This window comes from Streptomyces sp. NPDC058964 (assembly GCF_042741275.1).
Taxonomy (GTDB): Bacteria; Actinomycetota; Actinomycetes; order Streptomycetales; family Streptomycetaceae; genus Streptomyces.
In genome coordinates this window covers 1-19114 of the sequence record NZ_JBHYKH010000133.1, presented here as the reverse complement: position 1 = coordinate 19114, position 19114 = coordinate 1, and the positions used below count along the sequence as shown (strand labels likewise).

Here is a 19114-nt window from a genome sequence, read left to right as displayed (position 1 = left end):
GTGGCCACCACCAGGCTCAGCAGCGGGTCGGGCAGCTGCCGGTGGATCTGGAGCACGTAGTTTTCCGCGGTGGTGAACATCGTCTAGGCCAGGCCCTCCCAGGTCTTGGTGATCCGGGCGACCTCGTTGTCCGCGTGGTCGACGATCGCGAAGTTCCAGGCCCGCCAGTTCTCCGCCTTGATGGCGCCGACCTGCTGGCCGTTCACGTTCATCGCGAAGTTGATCTTGCCGATCATGTTCTTCTGGACGATCTCGCCCACCGGCGACCCGTCCGGGCGCGACACGATCACCCGTGACTTGAATATCTTCGCCGGCCGCGTCAGCAGCAACTGCGGCTGGCCGTAGGCGTCGCGGATCTCCAGCCTGTGCGTGAGGAACTGGTCCAGGCTGGAGACGAACCGCAGGATCTTCTTCAGCACACCCTGACCGACCTCGGTGACCGAGCCGAGCTGGTTGCCGTTCTGATCCATGACCTTGTACTCGTTGGTCAGCTCGATCAGCTTGGCCTTCTGATTCACCACCAGAACCGGCTCGGTGAACAGGGTGCCGCCACCGGGACCGCCCGCGGCGACCCCGGCCTGCTGCTGCACCTGACGCTGCACCTTGGCATCGCCGCCCGCCTGGTGCGGGACGGCGGCCTGCGGCGGCGCCTGCTGGGCGCCCTGCTGGGCCGGGCTGGTGTGATCGGTCCACTGAGCCCCGTCCCAGTAACGGAGCGTCTGGGCCGCCCCGTGCGGATCGGGGTACCAGCCTGCAGGAGTGTTCGATTGCGTGGTCACCGGGGCACACTACCCTGAGCCGACCGGTAGCTGACCAGAGCCCACGATGCGGTATTCATCGCCCCGTTACTCCGTGACGATCGCGGGGTCGCTGACGCCGGGGCACCCGTTCTCGACATGTCCGGCAAATCGCCGTATGAACGAGGGGTCGGCGTCGGAGGTGACGGTGAGGTCGTACCAACGGCGGCTCGACGCCAGGTCGACGGTGTGCCGGACGGTGCCGCCGGGGCGCACCCGGAACGTCCGCGGGCGACCCGCATAGCCGCTGGCGAGCTTCAGCTCGACCGTACCGGAGCCCTTGTTGGTGAAGGTGAGCTCGATGTCGTCGCCGCTCGGGCGGGCGGTGACCTCGGGTCCGGCCGTCCTGCCCGGGCCCTTGAAGACGCGCAGGAAGCCGTTGGGCCCGTGCACGGCCAGGTCGTACGAACCGTTCGAGTACGCCGAGTTCCAGGTGTCGGAGATCGTCTTGCCGGCCTCGGTGGTGTAGCTCCAGGGTCCGTCGGCGCGGTTGCCGGAGGTGACGAGGAAGGCGGCGCCGGCCTGCGGGCCGGAGGCGAAGGTGAGCGTGAACTTCCCGGCGGCGCTGTCCGCCGCGCCGTCCACCGAGGGGGCGTACCCGAGCGGGCGGGTGGGCCTGTGGCCGCGTTCCTGCCTGGGCAGCGCGGGGCTGGCGGGCGGCGCCGGGACGTAGTCGGGGTGGCGGTCGCGGTCCGGCGGCCGGTAGCCGGCCGTGTCCGGGAGCGTGACCGGCCGGGTGTCCTTGCGGGAGAAGTCGAACGCGGCGGTCAGGTCACCGCTGATCGCACGCCGCCAGGGCGAGATGTTGGGCTCGTGCACGCCGAAGCGGCGCTCCATGAACCGGATGACCGAGGTGTGGTCGAGGGTCTCGGAGCAGACGAAGCCGCCCTTGCTCCACGGGGAGACGACGAGCATCGGGACGCGCTGGCCCAGACCGTACGGTCCGGCCACGTGGCCGCCGTCGCCCTTGAAGAGATCCGGGCCGACGTCGACGGTCGACCTGCCCTGCGCGGCGGACGTCGGCGGGAAGGGCGGGACCAGGTGGTCGAAGAAGCCGTCGTTCTCGTCGTACGTGATGAACAGGGCCGTCTTCGCCCACACCTTCGGGTCGGAGGTGAGCGCGTCGAGGACCTGGGCGATGTACCAGGCGCCGTAGTTGGCGGGCCAGTTGGGGTGCTCCGTGAAGGCCTCGGGGGCGACGATCCAGGAGACCTGCGGCAGCTCGCCGCCCTTCACGTCGGCCTTCAGCCGGTCGAAGAAGCCCTCGCCCTTGCGGGCGTCGGTGCCGGTGCGGGCCTTGTCGTACAGCGGGTCGCCGGGCTGGGCGTTCTGGTACTGCTTGAAGTAGAGGAGCGAGTTGTCGCCGTAGTTGCCGCGGTAGGCGTCCTGGATCCAGCCCCAGGAGCCGTTCGCGTCCAGGCCGTCGCCGACGTCCTGGTAGATCTTCCAGGAGATCCCGGCCTTCTCCAGGCGCTCGGGGTAGGTCGTCCAGCCGTAGCCCGCCTCGTCGTTGCCGAGCACCGGGCCGCCGCCCTGGCCGTCGTTGCCGGTGTAGCCCGTCCACAGGTAGTAGCGGTTCGGGTCCGTCGAGCCGATGAACGAGCAGTGGTAGGCGTCGCAGACGGTGAAGGCGTCGGCGAGGGCGTAGTGGAACGGGATGTCGTCGCGCGTCAGGTACGCCATGGTCGTGGAGCCCTTGGACGGCACCCACTTGTCGTACCTGCCGCCGTCGAAGGCCGCGTGGCCGTCGTTCCAGCCGTGCGGGAGGTCCTGGATGAAGGCCAGTCCGAGGTCGTCGGCGTCCGGGTGGAAGGGCAGCAGGTCCTTGGTGCCGTCCGACTGGTACCAGACGGGCCTGCCGTCCGGGCGGGTGACGACGGGGCGTGGGTCGCCGAAGCCGCGGACGCCCGCGAGGGAGCCGAAGTAGTGGTCGAACGAGCGGTTCTCCTGCATGAGGACGACGATGTGCTCGACGTCCTCGATCGATCCCGTGCGGTGGTTCGCGGGCAGCGCGGCGGCGCGCTGGATGCTGCCGGAAAGCGCGGTGAACGCCGTCGTGGCGCCCGCGAGTTGGAGAAATCGACGCCGGTTGACTTCGGACATGGGTGAAGAACCTCTCATCCTGATGTGCGGGATGGCCGGTGCGTGACGGATTGTGCGCGGTGCGAGTGTTCCAAGAGCAGCAAACGTCAGGGAAGGGTCTGATGTCGCCGATGTGACGGCCGACGGTACGTGCGGCCAAGACCTCCCCAAGAAGGTCACCGGGCCTTCATCGGTCCGGATATCTCCATGCGCCACTCGACCGTCCTCGCCAGGAGCCAGTGGTACGTCGCCGCCTGCAGCCGATGTCCTGGCGGGCACCCCGGACCACCGGGACCCACAGCTCACGGACGGGGAGCGGGAGGCGGCCGGGACGGTGCTGATCTGCGGGTCACGCTGCCGCGGGAGACGGCTCGTGCCGGACCTGCAGGCGCGTTCGCCCTCCCCCGGCCGGCGAAGTGACGGGCAGGGTCACCGGCACGCCGGAGTCGGTCGGTCCCGCGGACGCGGCCGGGGCCTGACCGTGGCGGCTGTCCGGCGCAATGCAGCAGCGGATCGCGATCGCCCGGTCGCCGGCTCACGAACCCGAGGTGCTGCTGATGGACGGGCCGTCCGCGGCGGTCGGCCCCGGGCCCGCGCCGGGCTGGAGGATCCGGTGCGGGGGCCGTGGCGCGAGCACGGGACCACGATCCTGTTCGTCACGCGCGGCGTCGACGAGGCCGTGCAGCCGGGTGAGCGGGTCGTCGTCCTGTCGGCCTCGCCCACCGCCGTGCGGGAGCAGCCGAAGGTCGACCTGCCGGACGGGTTCGACCAGGTGCACACCCGGGTGCACCCGCGCTTCGCCGGACTGCGGACCCAGGTGTACGAGCGGATCCGGGCGGCGCAGCGCGGGGTCCCGCGGGACGTCACGAGGACGAGTACGCCTCCACCTCGCTGAACTGGGCCGCCGGCCAGCCGGAGTTGGCGGTGACGTTCAGCCGGAGACAGCGCAGTTCGGTGCCGGCCGGCAGCGGCACGGTCACGGTGTTCCCGGTCGCCGGGTCGAAGCGGTAGCCCTGCGAGGCGACCACGGTCGAGTAACCGGAGCCGTCGGTGCTGCCCAGCACGGACAGGGTCTCGGTACGGGCCTGCCAGGCGGGCTGCGGCGGCAGTTTCAGCACCAGCCGGCGGACGCCCTGTGCCGAGCCCAGGTCAACCGTCCAGGACTGCGGGAACGCGTTGTTGGTGGACTCCCAGTAGCTGTTCGGATCGCCGTCCGCGGCCTTGCCGGGCGTGTAGACGTCCTGCGAGCCGGTGGCGGTGGCCGGCCTGCCCTTGGCCAGGTTGCGGTTCGGGTCGGGGTCCGGGGTGCCCTGACCCGGCTGGGGCCAGGTGGAGCAGTCCGGCCAGGTGCTGCTCCAGCCGGAGTTGCCGCCCCCGTCGGTGAGCGTGAAGGCACCCGAGCCGGCCGGGTAGGGGCAGTTGTAGACGCCCGCCGCGCCGACGCCGGTGGCCGTCACGCCGCGGAAGGTGCAGTTTGCGCAGAGAGTGCTCCCGGTGCCCCTACACCCGGCTCCCCGTCGCCGTGTCCGCCGACAGCCGCTGGGCGAGGTAGATGGGGACCACCGACAGCAGGACGAGCACGGCCGCCACCACGTTGACCACCGGAGCCTGCTGGGGGCGGGTCATGTTGTCGAAGATCCAGATGGGCAGCGTCTGGACGCCCGGCCCGGCGGTGAAGGTCGTCACCACGATCTCGTCGAAGGAGAGCGCGAAGGCGAGCAGCGCACCCGCGACCAGCGCCGAGCGCACCAGCGGGAAGGTGACGTCGACGAAGGCACGGAAGGTGTCGGCACCGAGGTCCATCGCCGCCTCCTCGTACGAGCCGGAGGTGCGGCGCAGCCGGGCGGCGACGTTGTTGAAGACGATCACGATGCAGAAGGTGGCGTGGCCGACGACCACGGTGAACAGGCCCAGGCCCACCCCGAGCGGCTCCAGGACCGTGCCGAACGCCGAGTTGAGCGCGATGCCCGTGACGATGCCGGGCAGCGCGATCGGCAGGACGACCACGAAGGAGAGCGCGTCACGGCCGAAGAAGCGGTGCCGGGCCACCGCGAAGGCGATCAGCGTGCCGAGGACGAGCGCGATCGCCGTGGCGCCGAGACCGGCCTTCACCGAGGTCCACAGTGCGCTGCGGGCACCGGCGTTGTGCCAGGCGACCGACCACCAGTGGGCGGTCAGCCCCGGCGGCGGCCAGCTCGCGCTGCGGTCCGGGTTCAGCGAGTTGACGAGGACCAGCAGCAGCGGCACGTAGACCACCGCGAAGCCGAACCCGGCGGCGACGCGCAGCGCGATGCGCGCGGGACGCGAGAGCTGCATGACGAGAACACCCCTCTAGAGACTGCTGAGCGCGCCCGTGCGGCGCATCGCCAGCAGGTAGAGCACGATCACCACGACCGGGACCGTGCCGAGCGCTGCGGCCATGGGCAGGTTGAGCTCGATGTTGGAGTAGACGAGGTTGCCGATCAGCTGGGTCTTGCCGCCGACGATCTGCACGGTGATGTAGTCACCGAGGCTGAGCGAGAAGGTGAAGACCGAGCCGGCGGCGACGGACGGCAGCACCATCGGCAGCACCACCGAGCGGAGGGTGCGGCCGGGGCGGGCGCCGAGGTCGGCGGAGGCGTCCAGCAGGTTGGCGGGCAACTGCTCCAGCGCCGTGTGGATCGGCAGGATCATGTACGGCAGCCAGAGGTACGTCAGCGTCAGCACGGCGGCCACCAGCCCGAAGCCGGGTCCGCTCAGGCCCAGTGGCGCCAGCATCCAGTCGGCCAGCCCGCCCTGGGACAGGATCAGCCGCCAGGCGTACACCTTGACCAGGTAACTGGCCCACAGCGGGGTGAGGATGGCGACGACCAGGAGCGGGCGCCGCTTCGGGCGGGCCACCCGGGCGGTGTAGAAGGCGACCGGGAAGGCGAGCACCACGCACAGGACGGTGACCGTGAGGGCCACGCCGATGCTGCGCAGGATCACCTGCCGGTAGACGGGGGTCGTGAACAGCTCGTGGAAGTTGTCGGCCGACCAGACCTTCACGACCTCGGAGGTGAAGGAGTTCGTCGTCCAGAAGGCGGAGACGAACAGCACGGTCAGCGAGCCGAGGTAGAGCATGACCAGCCACAGCAGCGGGGCGGTCAGCAGCAGGGCGAGTCCGAGCCGCGGGCGGCGGTGCAGCACTCCGGCGAGCCGCCGGACGGTGCCCCTGGAGGTCCGCCCGGCGGTCTGCGCGACGACGGTCATCCGCTCAGCCCTTGATCTCGGTCCAGGCCTGGACCCACTTGGCGTACGGCACGCACTTGACGTCGGTGCGGCCGTCCAGGCACTGCTCGATGGGCGTGTTCCAGAAGGCGATCTTCTTCCAGTAGGCGGTGTCGGCCGCGTGGTAGGTGGCGCAGAAGTTCTTGTCGCTGGTCTCGTCGCAGGCCTTGGCGTTGGCCGGCGCCTCGCCGAAGTACTCGGCCACCTGGGCGTTGACCTTCGGCGAGATGATCCAGTCCAGCCACTTGTAGGCGCAGTTGGGGTGCTTCGCCTTGGAGTACAGCATCCAGGTGTCCGACCAGCCGGTCGAACCCTCCTTGGGCACCGAGGCCTTGACCTTGGCTCCCTCGTCGGCCGCGAGGTTGGCGATGACCTGCCAGGTGGTGCCGACCACGGAGTCGCCGCTCTTGAAGGCCGAGATCTCCTTGAGGTAGTCGCTCCAGTACTCGCCGATGTTCGCGTTCTGCTGCTTGAGCAGGGCCACGGCCGCGTCGAACTGCTTCTGGTCGAGCGCGTACGGGTCCTTGATCCCCAACTCCGGCTTGGCGGCCTTGAGATAGAGCGCCGCGTCGGCGATGTAGATCGGGGAGTCGTACGCCGTGACGTGGCCCTTGTACTTGGCGGAGCCGTCGAAGACGGCGGACCAGGACGTCGGGGCGGGCGCGACCTTCTCGGTGTTGTACATCAGCAGGTTGGCGCCGCGGCCGTGCGGGATGCCGTACGCCTTGCCCTTGACCGAGTTCCAGGCCTGCATCTTCAGGTCACCGAAGACGTCCTTGTAGTTCGGTACGAGGCCGGTGTTGACGGGGGCGGCGTCGCCGGAGGCGATCAGGCGCAGCGACGCGTCGCCGGAGGCGGAGACGGCGTCGTACTCCCCGGTCTTCATCAGCTTGACCATCTCGTCGGAGCTGGCGGCAACCTTGGAGTGGACCTGGCAGCCCGTCTGCTTCTCGAAGTCGCCGACCCAGTTCACCTTGGGGTCGTTGGACCCGTCCTCGACATAGCCGGCCCAGGCGATCAGGTTCACCTGCCCCTCGCCCTTGCCCAGTTTCGACTGCGCCTTGAGATCGGGGGGATTGAGGCCGGTGGCCGAGGAGCCGCCGCCGGAGCCGGAGGATCCGCAGGCGGTGGCGGCGAGGAGGAGCGCGGCGACGGCCGCGGCTCGGAGGGTTCGGGTGTGGCGCACGGCGTTCTCCATGTGTGAGGAGGGGTTCAGCGGGCGGCGTCGGGGACCTGGACCGTGTGGCGGCGGTGCCACTGGAGGCGGACCCGGGAACCTCGGTAGGCGGCGACGTCCTCGGCGGAGGTCTCCAGGTTCTGCTGGAGCGCGGTGAGACGCCCGCCGGCGTCGAGGTCGACCAGGAAGCGCGTCGCGTCGCCCAGGTAGACGACCTCGGCGACGGTGCCGGTGGCGCTCGCGTGCTCGGGCTCGTCGCCGGTCGCCGACTCCTTGAGGACGCGGATCTTCTCGGGCCGGATGCTGTAGGTGCCCGGGGCGCCGACCACGCGCTGGGCGGACTCGCCCACCAGGAGGTTCGAGGTGCCCACGAAGGAGGCGACGAAGGGGGTGGCCGGGCGCTCGTAGATCTCGGCGGGGGTGCCGACCTGTTCGATGACACCCTGGTGGAAGACGGCTATGCGGTCGCTCATCGTCAGCGCCTCCTCCTGGTCGTGGGTGACGAAGACGAAGGTGATGCCCACCTCGCGCTGGAGTGCCTTGAGCTCGACCTGCATCTGCTCGCGCAGCTTGAGGTCCAGCGCGCCGAGGGGTTCGTCGAGCAGCAGCACGCGGGGGCGGCCGACCAGGGCGCGGGCCAGCGCGACGCGCTGGCGCTGACCGCCGGAGAGCTGGGAGGGGCGGCGTTTGCCGTACCCGTCCAGGCGCACCTCGGCCAGCGCCTTGCGGGCGCGGACCAGGCGCTCCGCCTTGGGCACCTTGCGGATCCTGAGGGCGTAGGCGACGTTCTGTTCGACCGTCATGTGCGGAAAGAGGGCGTAGTCCTGGAAGACGGTGTGCACGTCCCGCTCGAAGGGGGCGAGACCGGTCACTTCCTGTCCGGCCAGTTCGATCCGGCCGCCGGTGGGGGTCTCGAAGCCGGCGATCAGGCGCAGGACGGTGGTCTTGCCCGATCCGGACGGGCCGAGCATCGAGAAGAACTCGCCGTCCCTGATCTCCAGGTCGACCCCGGCGACGGCGGCCGTGTCCCCGAACGACTTCCGCAGTCCCTGAAGCCGGACCGCAATTCCCTCCATGGGCGGGAACCTTTCTGGCGCTCTTGATCGTTGAAGGGAAACCTATGAAGTCATATGTCAAATCTCAAGACTCCCTTAGGGTAAAGCTTGAGTCAACGTGCAAGGTGGTGACCGTGAAGCAACCGACGGACGGCGGGGCCCGCAGAGCCGTGTTCGCGCCGGTCGACAACCGGGCGCGGGTGGACGCGGTGGTCCGCAGGCTCGGCGACGCCATAGAGCTGGGACTGCTCGCCGACGGGGAGCAGCTGCCCGGGGAGAGCGAACTGGCCGGGCAGCTGGGCGTGTCCACGGTGACCCTGCGGGAGGCGCTCATGGCGCTGCGCCAGCAGGGTCTGGTCACCACCCGCCGGGGACGCGGCGGTGGCAGCTTCGTCTCCCTGCCCGACGTCCCCGGCGAGGAACGCCTCAAGGCCCGGCTGCAGGGCTGGAGCACCGAGGAGCTGCGCGACCTCGGCGACCACTGGGCCGCACTGTCGGGTGCCGCGGCCAGGCTCGCCGCGCAGCGCACGGAGCCGGACGACCTCGTACAGCTGCGGCGCACGGCGGTGGAGCTGGCGGAGGCCGAGGACGCGGCGGCACGCAGCCGGATGTACGGCCGTGTCCACGTGGAGCTCGCGGCGGCCGCGCAGTCCGCCCGGCTCACCCGTGAACAGGTGGCCCTGCAGACCGAGGTGGGCGCGCTGCTGTGCCTCGTGTTCGGGGACGACGAATATCGTGAAGAAGCCGCCGACCGTCACCGCTCCGTAATCTCGGCGGTGCAAGATGGGGCGCACGCCTCGGCCGGCACGCTGGCCGAGAGGTGCGTACTGGAGTCGACGGCGCGGCTCATCGCCGTCCGTCTCACCCTGTAGGACTCGTGCAGGACTCGTCGACGGTCCCCGTCCGCTGGAGGGCGCCATGAGCAGAAGCTCCGGTCCCGGCGCCACCACGCTCGAGGCGTCGGCCGAGGACCGCGTGGCGTCCCGGGTGGGCGAGGCACTCGAGGCGGTCTTCGACGCCGTGGCCCAGACCCGCGCCGACACCGCCGCCCTGCTGGCCCGGGTGCGCGAACAGGACCGGCGGCCCGCCTCCGTCGACCTGGCCGCGCTGCGTCCCGGGCTGCATCTGCGGCTGACGCGGCAGGAGCTGGTCTCGGGGGTCGGTTTCATCGCGGCACCGGGCCTGCTGGAGGACGTACCCGCGTGGCTGGAGTGGTGGCAGACGGACTCCGAGGGGGGCGTACGTCCACTGCTGCTCGACCTCGACCCGAACCAGTCGGCGTACTCGGACTACACGCACTGGGACTGGTTCGCCCTCCCGCGCGACACCGGGCGCCGGGCGGTGGCCGGGCCGTACGTGGACTACCTCTGCTCCGACGAGTACAGCCTCACCCTCTCCGCGCCGGTGACGGTGGCGGGCCGGTTCGTGGGAGTGGCCGCGGCCGACGTGTATCTGCGGCACTTCGAGGCGACCGCGCTGCCCCTGCTGCGGGAGCTGCCGGGCCCGGCCCACCTGGTGAACGCCCGTGGCCGCGTCGCGGCCTCCGCGGACCCCGCCCACCTGGCCGGCTCCCTCACGAGGGGACCGGACTTCGGGGCCGTGCTGGAGCGGGCGCGGCCCACCACGCTCGCGGGGACCCGGCTGGTCCCGTGCCGGAACGTGCCGCTGGTGCTGGTCGTGGCCACGGAGTGAGGCGTGCCCCACGCGGGCTGCCCGAAGTCGGCCGAATACCGCCACATCAACCGGACGGAACTCCCGCGACGAACAGCGGCCCCGCGGACAGGGCGGACAGGTGTGCCGCCCGGCGCCGTCGGCGACCTGAACGCCGACGGTGCCGGGTCAGGCGTCCGGGGCCGGCACGACGGTCAGATGGGCCGCGGCGCCGCCGGCGCGGCGGGGGCGGCGCGGCGCCACGGAGGGGCGGCGGGCGTCACGCAGGACGAGGGTGAGCCGTGTGTAGCCCATGGCCTGCAGCATCTTGGGGGTGTCGCCGACGATGCGGCACTCCGTCGCGCCCCAGCGGGGGTCCGGGTGGATCAGAGGGCGGACGGCACCGTCGAGCTCCATGGCCTCGTCCCCCACCGCGCGGATCCAGTGCGGCAGCCCCTGCCGGAAGGCGGCCTCCATGATGGGGTCCTGGGCGATCTCCCGGCGGATGGCCTGCAGCTCGTGGTCGTGCCCGTACCGCTCCAGGGCCGCCTTGAAGTGCGCGAGCATGGGCAGGCACCAGCGCGCCTCGTGCTCCCCGAGCACCGCTCCCGCGTCGGGGTGGAACAGGACGAACCGGAGAAGGTTGTCGCAGGGCATGGCCGTGGGATGCGGACCGATGCCACGGAAGAGCGACTCGAAGGCGCTGTTGGCCAGCACCACGTCCCAGCGGTGGTCGAACACGACGGACGGGAAGGCCACGGCCTCCAGGAGCGTGGCGTGGTCCTGGAGATACGCCTGGGCCTCAAGACCCTCGGGGACGGGCCGCGGCACCGGCCGCCGCCCTCCTGCCTGATATGCCATCGGGAGGTCACCCCTCTTGCCTATGCGGCCTTCTCGCGGCGTTGTGATCCTGCTGCCCCGACAAGAGCCATGTCAACTATCGTGGCATTTCATGCCTGTTGACGGCTGAAATTGGCCACAGTTGTGGCGAGACCTGGATGTGAGTTCGAACGACCCGCTACTCTCCGGGAAGTTCACGGCAATCCCTTGTGAGAAGCCACTGAAGCCCCTGAGAGACGTAGGAGTTCTGTCGGTGACGGATGGCTACGAGGATCCGGGCGCCACGGCGACCGCCCAGCTGCCGGCCGTCGTCGCCCGCGTCGCCGCGCTCGCCGACCGGCTCGGCGTGGCACACCCGGAGGTCTTCGACGTCGGACGGCTCTCGGTCGCCTGCGGCGTCCCCGAGCCCGTGGCCAGGGCCCTGCTGAGCGGGCGCCCCGCGGGCGAACCCGATGTGCAGGCCCGGTTCCTGCAGCGCCTCGACCTGCTGCGCCGCACCCGGCTCAAGCCGAACGGACGCCGCTACACCCAGCAGGAGATAGCCGACGGGGCGGGCATGTCCCGGCAGCAGGCCGGCGCCCTCATCAACGGCGACCGGCGCCCCACCATGGAGCACTGCGACGCCATCCAGCGCTTCTTCCGCGTGCACGCCGGCTTCCTCACGGCGGAAGACCCCGAGGCCCTCGCGGGTGCCCTGCAGCGCACCGAGCAGGAGCTCCTGCAGCAGCTCGCCGACCGGGAGCGGGCGGCGGCCGGCTCCGCGGAGGACGATCCCCTGGAGCGGCTGCTGCAGGACCACGGCGTCCGTGGCATCGCCTGGCGCGCGGCGCAGCTGCCCACGGACCAGCACCGGGACAAGGTCGCGGAGTGGCTGGACATGCTCCTGGAAAGCGTCAAACGGCCCGAGTCGTGATCCGGGGGAGAACTGTGGGCATCGGCAGGGACATGCGCAGGCTGTGCGGCAAACTGGTCGGGGAGCTCACGCTGCCCGCGCCGGCCCGCCCGGACGACCTGTACACCGCGCTGTGCGACGCGATGAGCCGCCGCCGCGGCCGTCCCGTCCAGTTCCGTACGGCCGTCTTCCCGCCCGGGACGGCCAGCGGGCTGTGGCTCGACATGACCGACCAGGACCTCATCGTCGTCGAGGAACGCACCGCGCCCGACCACCAGTTGGTGATCCTGGGTCACGAACTGTGGCACATGAACGCCGACCACGGCGGCCACCATGTCGAGGGCGTCAAGGTCGCCACCCGGCTGCTGGGCCACGCCCCGGACCGGGAGGCGCTCCAGGCGACCGTCCAGCGGGCGGCGGCCCGTACGCGCTTCGACCTGGACGAGGAGCGCGACGCCGAGACCTTCGGCCTGCTGCTCGCCAGCAAGTGCCGCCCCTGGCTGGCCGGCTCGGCCCTGCGGGGTCCGGTCCAGCGGGACCATCTGGCGGGCCGCATCGAGGCGTCACTGGGCTATCTGGGCCCACAGGGCTGACGTCGTCCTGCCCCGGCGAGTGTCCGCACATCCACACGGCGAGGGCCCACCAACGTCCACTTGCCCCACGCGCCGGCCGCGAGGGAGCCGCAGGGGCGCGCCGGTGTCGCGGGCCCGATCGCGCGGAGGCCCGAAGGGCAGGGCACGTTCGGGCCCCCGGCACCCGCTCCGGCGCCCCGAAGGCGACCGGGCCGTCGTCAGGTGGCGCTGCGTTCGCTCGCCTCGCGCAGGTCTCGTTCCCGTTCGTGGGTGCGGGGGGTGTCGGGGTGGCCGGCCGGGCGGCCGTCGAGGAGGAGTTCGCGCCAGCGGTCGCGGCTCCAGTCGGCGGGGGCGGTGGTGGAGGTGAACTCCTCGACCAGGGCGAGGAAGCGGGCCGGGTCGGAGTGGAAGGGGAAGTGGCCCGCGCCCTCGAAGATCTCCAGCCGGCTGCCGGGCATGGCCGCATGGGCGCCGTGGGCGTGCCGTACAGGCACGACACTGTCCCGGTCGCCCCACAGCAACAGGGTGGGCATGCCCTCGGTGAGGTAGCAGCGGTCGAGCATGGTGACCACCTGCCCGCGCCAGTCGACGACCGCGCGCAGGGTGCGGATGAAGGCGTTGCGCGAGGTCTCGTCCGGCAGGGCGTCGACGAGGGTGACCAGTTCCGGGGCGTCCTGCCCGAGGTCGGTGTCCAGCAGCCGCATCAGGCGGACCGCGAGGCCGACCTGTGCCCGCATGCCGGGCAGCCGGAGCGTGGACAGCATGAGGTGGGCGCCGGGCAGCGACACCAGCCTCAGCACCGGGTTGACCTCGCGCCCGACGCCGCCCGCGCTGACCAGGACGAGCCGCTCGGTGCGTTCGGGGAACTGGTAGGCGAACTGCATCGCCACTCCCCCGCCGAGCGAGTGGCCGACCAGCGTCGCGGACTCGATGCCGAGCGCGGTGAGCAGGTCGCGCACGCCGTTGGCGTAGGCGGCCACCGAGTAGTCGGCCCGCGGCTTGTCGGAGGCTCCGTGGCCGAGCAGGTCGGGGGCGATCACGGTGTGGCTGCGGGCGAGGTCGGGGATCAGTTCGGCCCAGGTCGCCGACGAGTCCCCGATGCCGTGGACGAGGACCAGCGCCGGGCCCTCGCCCGCCATGCGGAAGGCACGGCGGTAGCCGTGCACGACGCGGTACTGCAGTTCGAGTTCTCCGTCGCGCACCGGACGCAGCCGTGCGGTGCGCGCGGGGTGCCGTCGTGGGACGTCGACCACGCCTCAGTCTCCCGTCGCCGTGACCGCGTCCGCAGCTGGGCGTGCGCGGCCCGAAATCCGTTCTCTCCAGCGTAGAGAGGCATTCCCCCGCGGGATTTCGGTGAGGTTTCGCCTCCGCTAAGCGGGCGAACCGATCCGTAGCCCAACGGCGTTGTCAGTGGTGGACGGCAAGCTGGAGGTACGCGTCCCACGGGCGCGTGGACGTGCTGCCGAACCGGGGAGAACCGACCATGCCCACCGCCGTACTGACCGACCACGAGCGCACCGCCGTACAGGCCTACCTGCGACTGCTTCACACGGTGCGAGCGGTCTTCGACGGCCCGGCCGAGGGCGGGCGGCCGGTCCTCCTCCCGCCGGCCGTGCTCGCCGAGGCGGAACGCGCGCTGGCGGAAGCGGGGCTCAGGGGCAACGAGGAGGAGTTCTTCCGGCTCCTGCACAACTGGTGTCCCGAGCCGTGAGTCCGGCGCTCAGGAGTGGGGCACCACGACGGCCGTGGTCACGACGCCGCGCTGGACGCTCCACCGGCCCTCGAACCGCTGGACACGCCGACCGCCCACCCGGGGGCCGGGGACGAGGAGTTCGGCGCGCAGACCGCCGACCGGTCGCTCGCCGGGGTCCGCGAAGACCTCGATGTCGGCCTCCGAGAAGTCCAGCCACTGTCCGGTGAGGGGGAACCACGCCTTGTAGACCGACTCCTTGGCACTGAACAGGATCCGGTCCCAGTGGATGTCCGGACGTTCCTCGGCGAGCCGGCGCAGGCGCTCGCCCTCCGCGGGCAGGAAGACGTAGGAGGCGACGTCCTGCGGGAGCGGTTCGTCCGGTTCGGCGTCGATGCCGAGGGAGGCCAGGTCGGCGGCGCGGGCCAGGACGGCGGCGCAGTAGTCCGCGCTGTGGGTCATGCTGCCGACCAGGCCGTCCGGCCAGCGCGGGGCCCCGCTCTCGCCGGTCACGATGGGCTGGGCGGGGACACCGAGCTTCTCCATCGCGCGCCGGGCACAGGCGCGCACGGACGAGAACTCGCGGCGGCGCTTGGCCACCGCGCGGGTCATGAGTGCCTCCTCCTCGGGGTAGAGCGGGGCCTCCTGGATCGCGTCGTCACCGAGCAGTTCCACGGCCACGACCGAGTCCGGGAGCAGCGCCTCGATCACCGGTTCCGACCTCCATCGGCAGTATGCGGCGCAGCCTTCCCGGGGGTTCCGGGCGCTTGCGCCACTCACGGGGGTATCCCACGGACACCTCCTCGAAGCGGACGCCGTCGAGCCAGGTGGTCCGCGGTATGTGGAGATGACCGTAGACCATCGTGTCGACTCGGAATCTGCGGTGCCAGTCGGAGGTGAGTTCGGTTCCGCACCACATGGCGAACTCGGGGTGCCACAGGACGTCGGTCGGGTGCCGGTCCAGCGGATAGTGGTTGATCAGTACGGTGGGCAGGCCGTCCGGCAGTTCGGCGAGTCTGCGTTCCGTCGCGGCGACCCGGGCGCGGCACCAGGCCTCACGGCTGGGATAGGGGTCGGGGTGCAGCAGGTACTCGTCGTTGCAGACGATGCCGGTGCCGTGGGCGTACGCGAGCCCCTCCTCCTTGGTCGCGCAGCCGGCCGGCAGGAACGAGTAGTCGTACAGGAGGAACAGCGGGGCGACGGCGACCGGGCCGCCGGGGCCGTTCCAGAGGGGAAAGGGGTCCTCGGGGGTCGTCACGCCCAGGCCCCGGCACATCTCGACCAGGTGCTCGTAGCGGGGAACGCCCCGCAGGGTGACGGGGTCCTTCGGGTGGGTCCACAGGTCGTGGTTGCCGGGGACCCACAGGACCTTGCGGAAGTGGTCGGTGAGGGTCTCCAGGGCCCAGCGGATGTCGGCCACGGTCTCGGCGACGTCGCCGGCGACGATCAGCCAGTCGTCGTCCGTCCCGGGCCGCATGCGTTCGACGAGCGCGCGGTTCTCGGCGTACGCGATGTGCAGGTCGCTGATGGCCAGCAACTGCCCGGCACCACCGGCCGTCGGCTCCACCCGTCCCCCTCCCTTTCGATCACGCCCATGGCAACACGAGAACACATCCACCGTCACCGGACAAGGGGAAACCAGGACGGCGCAACGGAGGGCCCGCGGAGGGTGGACGCGGTCGGCGCGGCGATGGACGCGGCGCCGGTGCCACCGGGCTTCCCCGCCGGCAGAGCCGGTGCTCGGGGCCGGCGCAGCAGGACATCCCGTCCCCGCAAAGCCCGTGCGCGCGGCGCGTGCGGCCGGATCTCCCGCGCCCGCACAACCCACATCCGGCAGCGCCCGCGCATCTGGATCTCCCGCGCCGCACAGCCGGACTCCCCCGTCGGCGGAACCCGTGCCCGGTGGCGGGTGAGGCGGGTGAACGGTGCTGGTGGACGTGGTTCGGCAGGCCGGGGAAATCCGTAACATGCGCGTTGCACGCCGAGGCCCTTGAAAGCCGTATGATCGCCCCAACACCACCGCCACGAACTTCCCTTCGCGTAGGCCGGTTTGGTGTCCCTCCCACCACCCCTGCCCGGGCACGGGCCGCTCCGCCCTGCCCGGAAACCCCCGAAAGGCGGCCTGCATGCTCTCTCGCGTACGCGTCTGGCTCAACCGCACGTACGCGGAGAACGTGTTCTTCATGGATCAGCTGCGGAGGAATCCCAGCGACCGGGCGGTCGAGATCCATGCCACGCACGGCGACGCCGACTCCCCCGTACTGGCCGCCGCCGACACCGCCGACCTCGAGCCGGAGGGCCTGTCCCCGGCCGCGTACGTCGAGTACGCCCTGGACCAGTGCGTACGGCGCGGTATCGACGTGTTCGTGCCGCGGCTGCACCAGGCGGCCGTCGTGGCGCACCGTGCCGACTTCGCGGCGGTCGGTACGGCCCTGCTGGCGCCGACGCCGGAGGCGGTGGCCGTCTTCGAGGACAAGGCGACGGCGTACGAGGCGGTCCGCTCGGTCGGCGTCCCGGTGCCGCCCTGGTGGCGGGTGCGCACCGCGGAGGAACTCGTCGCCGCCGTGGCGGAGTTGGAGGCGGACGGTCACAAGGCGTGCTTCAAGCCCGCCGCCGGCGCCGGCGGGGTCGGCTTCCGTGTCATCACGCGCGCCCCGTTCTCGCTCCTTCACCTCAACGGCTTCCCCGGCCCCCATGTCCAGCTCGACCTGGTGGTCGAGGCGCTGGAGCGGGCCGACCACCCGGTGGACTGGCTGGTGATGCCTCGCCTGGAGCAGCCGGAGGTGTCGGTCGACTGCCTCACCGGTCCCGACAACCGGGTCCGGCTGGCCGTGGGCCGCACCAAGAACGGCCGCCGTCGCGGCTTCACCCTCCACGAGCAGTGGCTGGAGCCGGCGCGGCTGATCGCGGAGGGCTTCGGACTGCACTACCTGTCCAACATCCAGTTCCGGATGTACGGCGACCGGCCGGTGCTGCTCGACGTCAACACGCGTCCGGCGGGCGGCCTGCACCAGCTGGCGCTGTGCGGAGTCAACGCCCCTTGGGCGGCGGTGCAGTTGGCGCTGGGCGAGGACCCCGGCGAGATCGAGCCCCCGTTCCTGGGCCAGGACTACACGGTGGTGTCGGGACCGCGTCCGCTGCGTCCCGTGACGCTTCCGCAGCAGCGGACGGACGAGGTCGGCCCGCTGCTCCCGGCCGTGCCCGCCCCCGGTCCCGCCGCCGAGGTGACGGCCACGGCCACGGCCACTGCCGCCGCGCCCGCATAGACCCCGGCTCCACACCGGTCTGGACCAATCATGGCGCAGCCCCTTGACACCGTGATTGGTCCATACCAACTTGGTTGCGCACCCCTTCCGCACATCCGTGCACTCCCGAACACCCCCATTCCTCCAGGGAGATCGCGTGCGCAACACACTCGGACGTTTCAGACACCGCCTGCTCGCCCTGGCCGGCTCCGCGGCCCTCGCGCTCGCCGGGGCCGTCGCCCTGCCCGGTACGGCCCACGCGGCCAACATCCTCACCAACCCCGGCTTCGAGTCGGGCAGCCTTTCCCCCTGGAGCTGCTCCGGGAACCTCGGCTCCGTCGTCTCCTCCCCCGTGCACGGCGGCTCCAAGGCGCTGGCGGGTGCGGTGACCTCGAGCGACAACGCCCAGTGCACCCAGACCGTCGCGGTCCAGCCCAACACCACCTACACGCTCAGCGGCTGGGTGCGCGGCTCCTACGTCTACCTCGGGGTGGACGGCGGCGCCTCGACCTGGACGACATCCCCGTCGGCGTACAGCCAGCTGTCGGTCTCCTTCACCACCGGCGCCTCCCAGACCAGCGCCACCATCTACGTCCACGGCTGGTACGCGCAGGGCACCTACTACGCCGACGACATCGGCCTGGACGGCCCGGGTGGCGGCGGTGGCGGCGACACCCAGGCGCCGACCGCGCCCACCGGCCTGACCTCGACGGGCAAGACCTCCTCGAGCGTGTCGCTGAAGTGGAACGCCTCCACGGACAACGTCGGGGTCACCGCCTACGACATCTACAGCGGTGCCGGCCAGCTGCTCAGCGTCTCCGGTACGAGCGCCACGGTCAGCGGGCTGTCGCCGAGCACGTCGTACACCTTCACCGTGAAGGCGCGGGACGCGGCCGGGAACACCTCCGGGGCCTCCAACTCCGTGTCCGTCACCACGGACGCGGGCAGCGGCGGCGGCAGCGGCTTCAAGCAGGCGGCACCGTATCTGTACGAGGGCTGGGGCGACCCGCCGAGCCCGGCCACGGTGATGAGCGCGACCGGGATCAAGTGGTTCACGATGGCGTTCGTGCTCGACTCGGGCGGCTGCACCCCCGCCTGGGACGGCAGCCGGGCCCTGACCGGTGGGGTCGACCAGACGGCGATCAACCAGATCCGCTCCGCGGGCGGTGACATCGTCCCGTCGTTCGGCGGCTGGCAGGGCAGCAAGCTCGGCGCCAACTGCTCCTCCGCGAGCGCGCTCGCCGGAGCACTGCAGAAGGTGATCGACGCCTACTCCCTCAAGGCGATCGACATGGACATCGAGAACACGGACGAGTTCGAGAACGAGGCCGTCCAGGCGAAGATCCTCACCGCCCTGAAGACCGTCAAGGCCAACAACCCGGGCCTGAAGACCATCGTCACCTTCGGCACCTCGACGACCGGCCCGACCTACTACGGCAACCGGCTCATCGAGCAGGCCCAGTCGCTCGGCGCCAACATCGACGTCTTCACGATCATGCCGTTCGACTTCGGCGGCGGCTCCGACATGTACGGCAACACCGTCAACGCCGCCGAGGGCCTGAAGGCCAAGCTCAAGTCGGCCTTCGGCTGGGACGATGCCACCGCGTACTCCCACATCGGCATCTCCGGCATGAACGGCCTGTCCGACCAGCAGGAGACGACGACCCCGGCGATCTGGACCCAGATCCGCGACTGGGCCAACTCCCATCACATCGCCCGTCTCGCCTTCTGGTCCGTCAACCGCGACCGGCCCTGCGCGGGCGGCGGCGTGGTGAGCAACTGCTCCGGCATCAGCCAGAACAACTGGCAGTTCACCTCGATCACGTCCGGGTTCACCGGCTGAGCTACGGCAGCACCCCTGACGT

The 19114-nt window shown here is 71.1% G+C and carries 16 protein-coding genes and 3 pseudogenes; 8 read left to right on the top strand and 11 right to left on the bottom strand.

Translation table 11 applies throughout. The features are described from left to right. Together ACFW2E_RS18560 and ACFW2E_RS18555 are read right to left on the bottom strand one after the other, a co-directional pair. Window positions 1-779: pseudogene (locus tag ACFW2E_RS18560) on the bottom strand (phospholipid scramblase-related protein); the annotation flags it as partial. Window positions 780-845: 66 nt separating this feature from the next. Continuing rightward, entirely contained in the window at window positions 846-2900 is a 2055-nt protein-coding gene (locus ACFW2E_RS18555) for a phosphocholine-specific phospholipase C (protein WP_384467647.1), read from the bottom strand. Between the two features lie 425 nt (window positions 2901-3325). Between ACFW2E_RS18555 and ACFW2E_RS18550 the strand changes: the two are divergent. Continuing rightward, window positions 3326-3774 (top strand): annotated as a pseudogene (locus tag ACFW2E_RS18550) (ABC transporter ATP-binding protein); the annotation flags it as partial. Here ACFW2E_RS18550 and ACFW2E_RS18545 read toward each other — a convergent pair. From ACFW2E_RS18545 to ACFW2E_RS18525, 5 genes and pseudogenes are all read right to left on the bottom strand, one after another. Beyond that, window positions 3743-4393 (bottom strand): annotated as a pseudogene (locus ACFW2E_RS18545) (discoidin domain-containing protein); the annotation flags it as partial. The pseudogenes ACFW2E_RS18550 and ACFW2E_RS18545 sit on opposite strands and share 32 nt — an antisense overlap. Next, a complete protein-coding gene (locus ACFW2E_RS18540; RefSeq protein ID WP_384467645.1) occupies window positions 4380-5195 on the bottom strand; it encodes an ABC transporter permease in 816 nt (271 codons plus the stop codon). The pseudogene ACFW2E_RS18545 and the gene ACFW2E_RS18540, both read right to left, overlap by 14 nt. A 15-nt stretch (window positions 5196-5210) precedes the next feature. Beyond that, window positions 5211-6110, bottom strand: a complete 900-nt coding sequence (locus ACFW2E_RS18535; protein WP_384467643.1) for an ABC transporter permease — start codon at window positions 6108-6110, stop codon at window positions 5211-5213. 4 nt (window positions 6111-6114) lie between these two features. Continuing rightward, window positions 6115-7326 (bottom strand): ABC transporter substrate-binding protein, encoded by a 1212-nt coding sequence (locus tag ACFW2E_RS18530; RefSeq protein ID WP_384467641.1) that lies wholly within the window; start codon window positions 7324-7326, stop codon window positions 6115-6117. 14 nt (window positions 7327-7340) lie between these two features. After that, the gene (locus ACFW2E_RS18525) at window positions 7341-8381 is read right to left on the bottom strand and encodes an ABC transporter ATP-binding protein (RefSeq protein WP_384467640.1); all 1041 of its coding nucleotides are present in this window, start codon (window positions 8379-8381) and stop codon (window positions 7341-7343) included. A gap of 104 nt (window positions 8382-8485) precedes the next feature. On the opposite strand from ACFW2E_RS18525, the gene ACFW2E_RS18520 reads away from it, so the two are divergent. Together ACFW2E_RS18520 and ACFW2E_RS18515 are read left to right on the top strand one after the other, a co-directional pair. Next, window positions 8486-9232 (top strand): FadR/GntR family transcriptional regulator, encoded by a 747-nt coding sequence (locus tag ACFW2E_RS18520; protein ID WP_384467638.1) that lies wholly within the window; start codon window positions 8486-8488, stop codon window positions 9230-9232. A gap of 46 nt (window positions 9233-9278) precedes the next feature. After that, window positions 9279-10052 carry a cache domain-containing protein gene (locus ACFW2E_RS18515; protein ID WP_384467636.1) on the top strand — a complete coding sequence of 258 codons (774 nt, stop codon included), beginning with the start codon at window positions 9279-9281 and terminating at the stop codon, window positions 10050-10052. Window positions 10053-10199: 147 nt separating this feature from the next. Here ACFW2E_RS18515 and ACFW2E_RS18510 read toward each other — a convergent pair whose 3' ends face one another. Further along, entirely contained in the window at window positions 10200-10871 is a 672-nt protein-coding gene (locus ACFW2E_RS18510) for a hypothetical protein (RefSeq protein WP_384467634.1), read from the bottom strand. 232 nt (window positions 10872-11103) lie between these two features. Here ACFW2E_RS18510 and ACFW2E_RS18505 point away from each other — a divergent pair, with 232 nt between their 5' ends. Then, window positions 11104-11763: a helix-turn-helix domain-containing protein gene (locus tag ACFW2E_RS18505; protein ID WP_384467632.1), complete on the top strand. Its 660-nt coding sequence runs from the start codon at window positions 11104-11106 to the stop codon at window positions 11761-11763. Window positions 11764-11795: 32 nt separating this feature from the next. Then, complete coding sequence (locus ACFW2E_RS18500; protein WP_384467649.1) at window positions 11796-12335, top strand: toxin-antitoxin system, toxin component; 540 nt, start codon at window positions 11796-11798, stop codon at window positions 12333-12335. Between the two features lie 197 nt (window positions 12336-12532). Here the strand turns inward: ACFW2E_RS18500 and ACFW2E_RS18495 are convergent, their stop codons facing one another. Further along, entirely contained in the window at window positions 12533-13567 is a 1035-nt protein-coding gene (locus ACFW2E_RS18495) for an alpha/beta fold hydrolase (protein ID WP_384467630.1), read from the bottom strand. Window positions 13568-13797: 230 nt separating this feature from the next. Here ACFW2E_RS18495 and ACFW2E_RS18490 point away from each other — a divergent pair, with 230 nt between their 5' ends. After that, window positions 13798-14025 (top strand): hypothetical protein, encoded by a 228-nt coding sequence (locus ACFW2E_RS18490; RefSeq protein ID WP_384467628.1) that lies wholly within the window; start codon window positions 13798-13800, stop codon window positions 14023-14025. A gap of 9 nt (window positions 14026-14034) precedes the next feature. On the opposite strand, the gene ACFW2E_RS18485 is transcribed toward ACFW2E_RS18490, so the two are convergent. Continuing rightward, window positions 14035-14715 (bottom strand): 4'-phosphopantetheinyl transferase, encoded by a 681-nt coding sequence (locus ACFW2E_RS18485; RefSeq protein ID WP_384467626.1) that lies wholly within the window; start codon window positions 14713-14715, stop codon window positions 14035-14037. Further along, window positions 14663-15571: a metallophosphoesterase family protein gene (locus ACFW2E_RS18480; protein WP_384467624.1), complete on the bottom strand. Its 909-nt coding sequence runs from the start codon at window positions 15569-15571 to the stop codon at window positions 14663-14665. Before ACFW2E_RS18480 ends, ACFW2E_RS18485 begins: the two co-directional genes overlap by 53 nt. 559 nt (window positions 15572-16130) lie before the next feature. Between ACFW2E_RS18480 and ACFW2E_RS18475 the strand changes: the two genes are divergently transcribed. Together ACFW2E_RS18475 and ACFW2E_RS18470 are read left to right on the top strand one after the other, a co-directional pair. Next, the gene (locus tag ACFW2E_RS18475) at window positions 16131-17270 is read left to right on the top strand and encodes an ATP-grasp domain-containing protein (protein WP_384467622.1); all 1140 of its coding nucleotides are present in this window, start codon (window positions 16131-16133) and stop codon (window positions 17268-17270) included. A gap of 136 nt (window positions 17271-17406) precedes the next feature. Beyond that, window positions 17407-19092 (top strand): carbohydrate binding domain-containing protein, encoded by a 1686-nt coding sequence (locus ACFW2E_RS18470; RefSeq protein ID WP_384467620.1) that lies wholly within the window; start codon window positions 17407-17409, stop codon window positions 19090-19092. The last annotated feature ends 22 nt before the right edge of the window (window positions 19093-19114 follow it).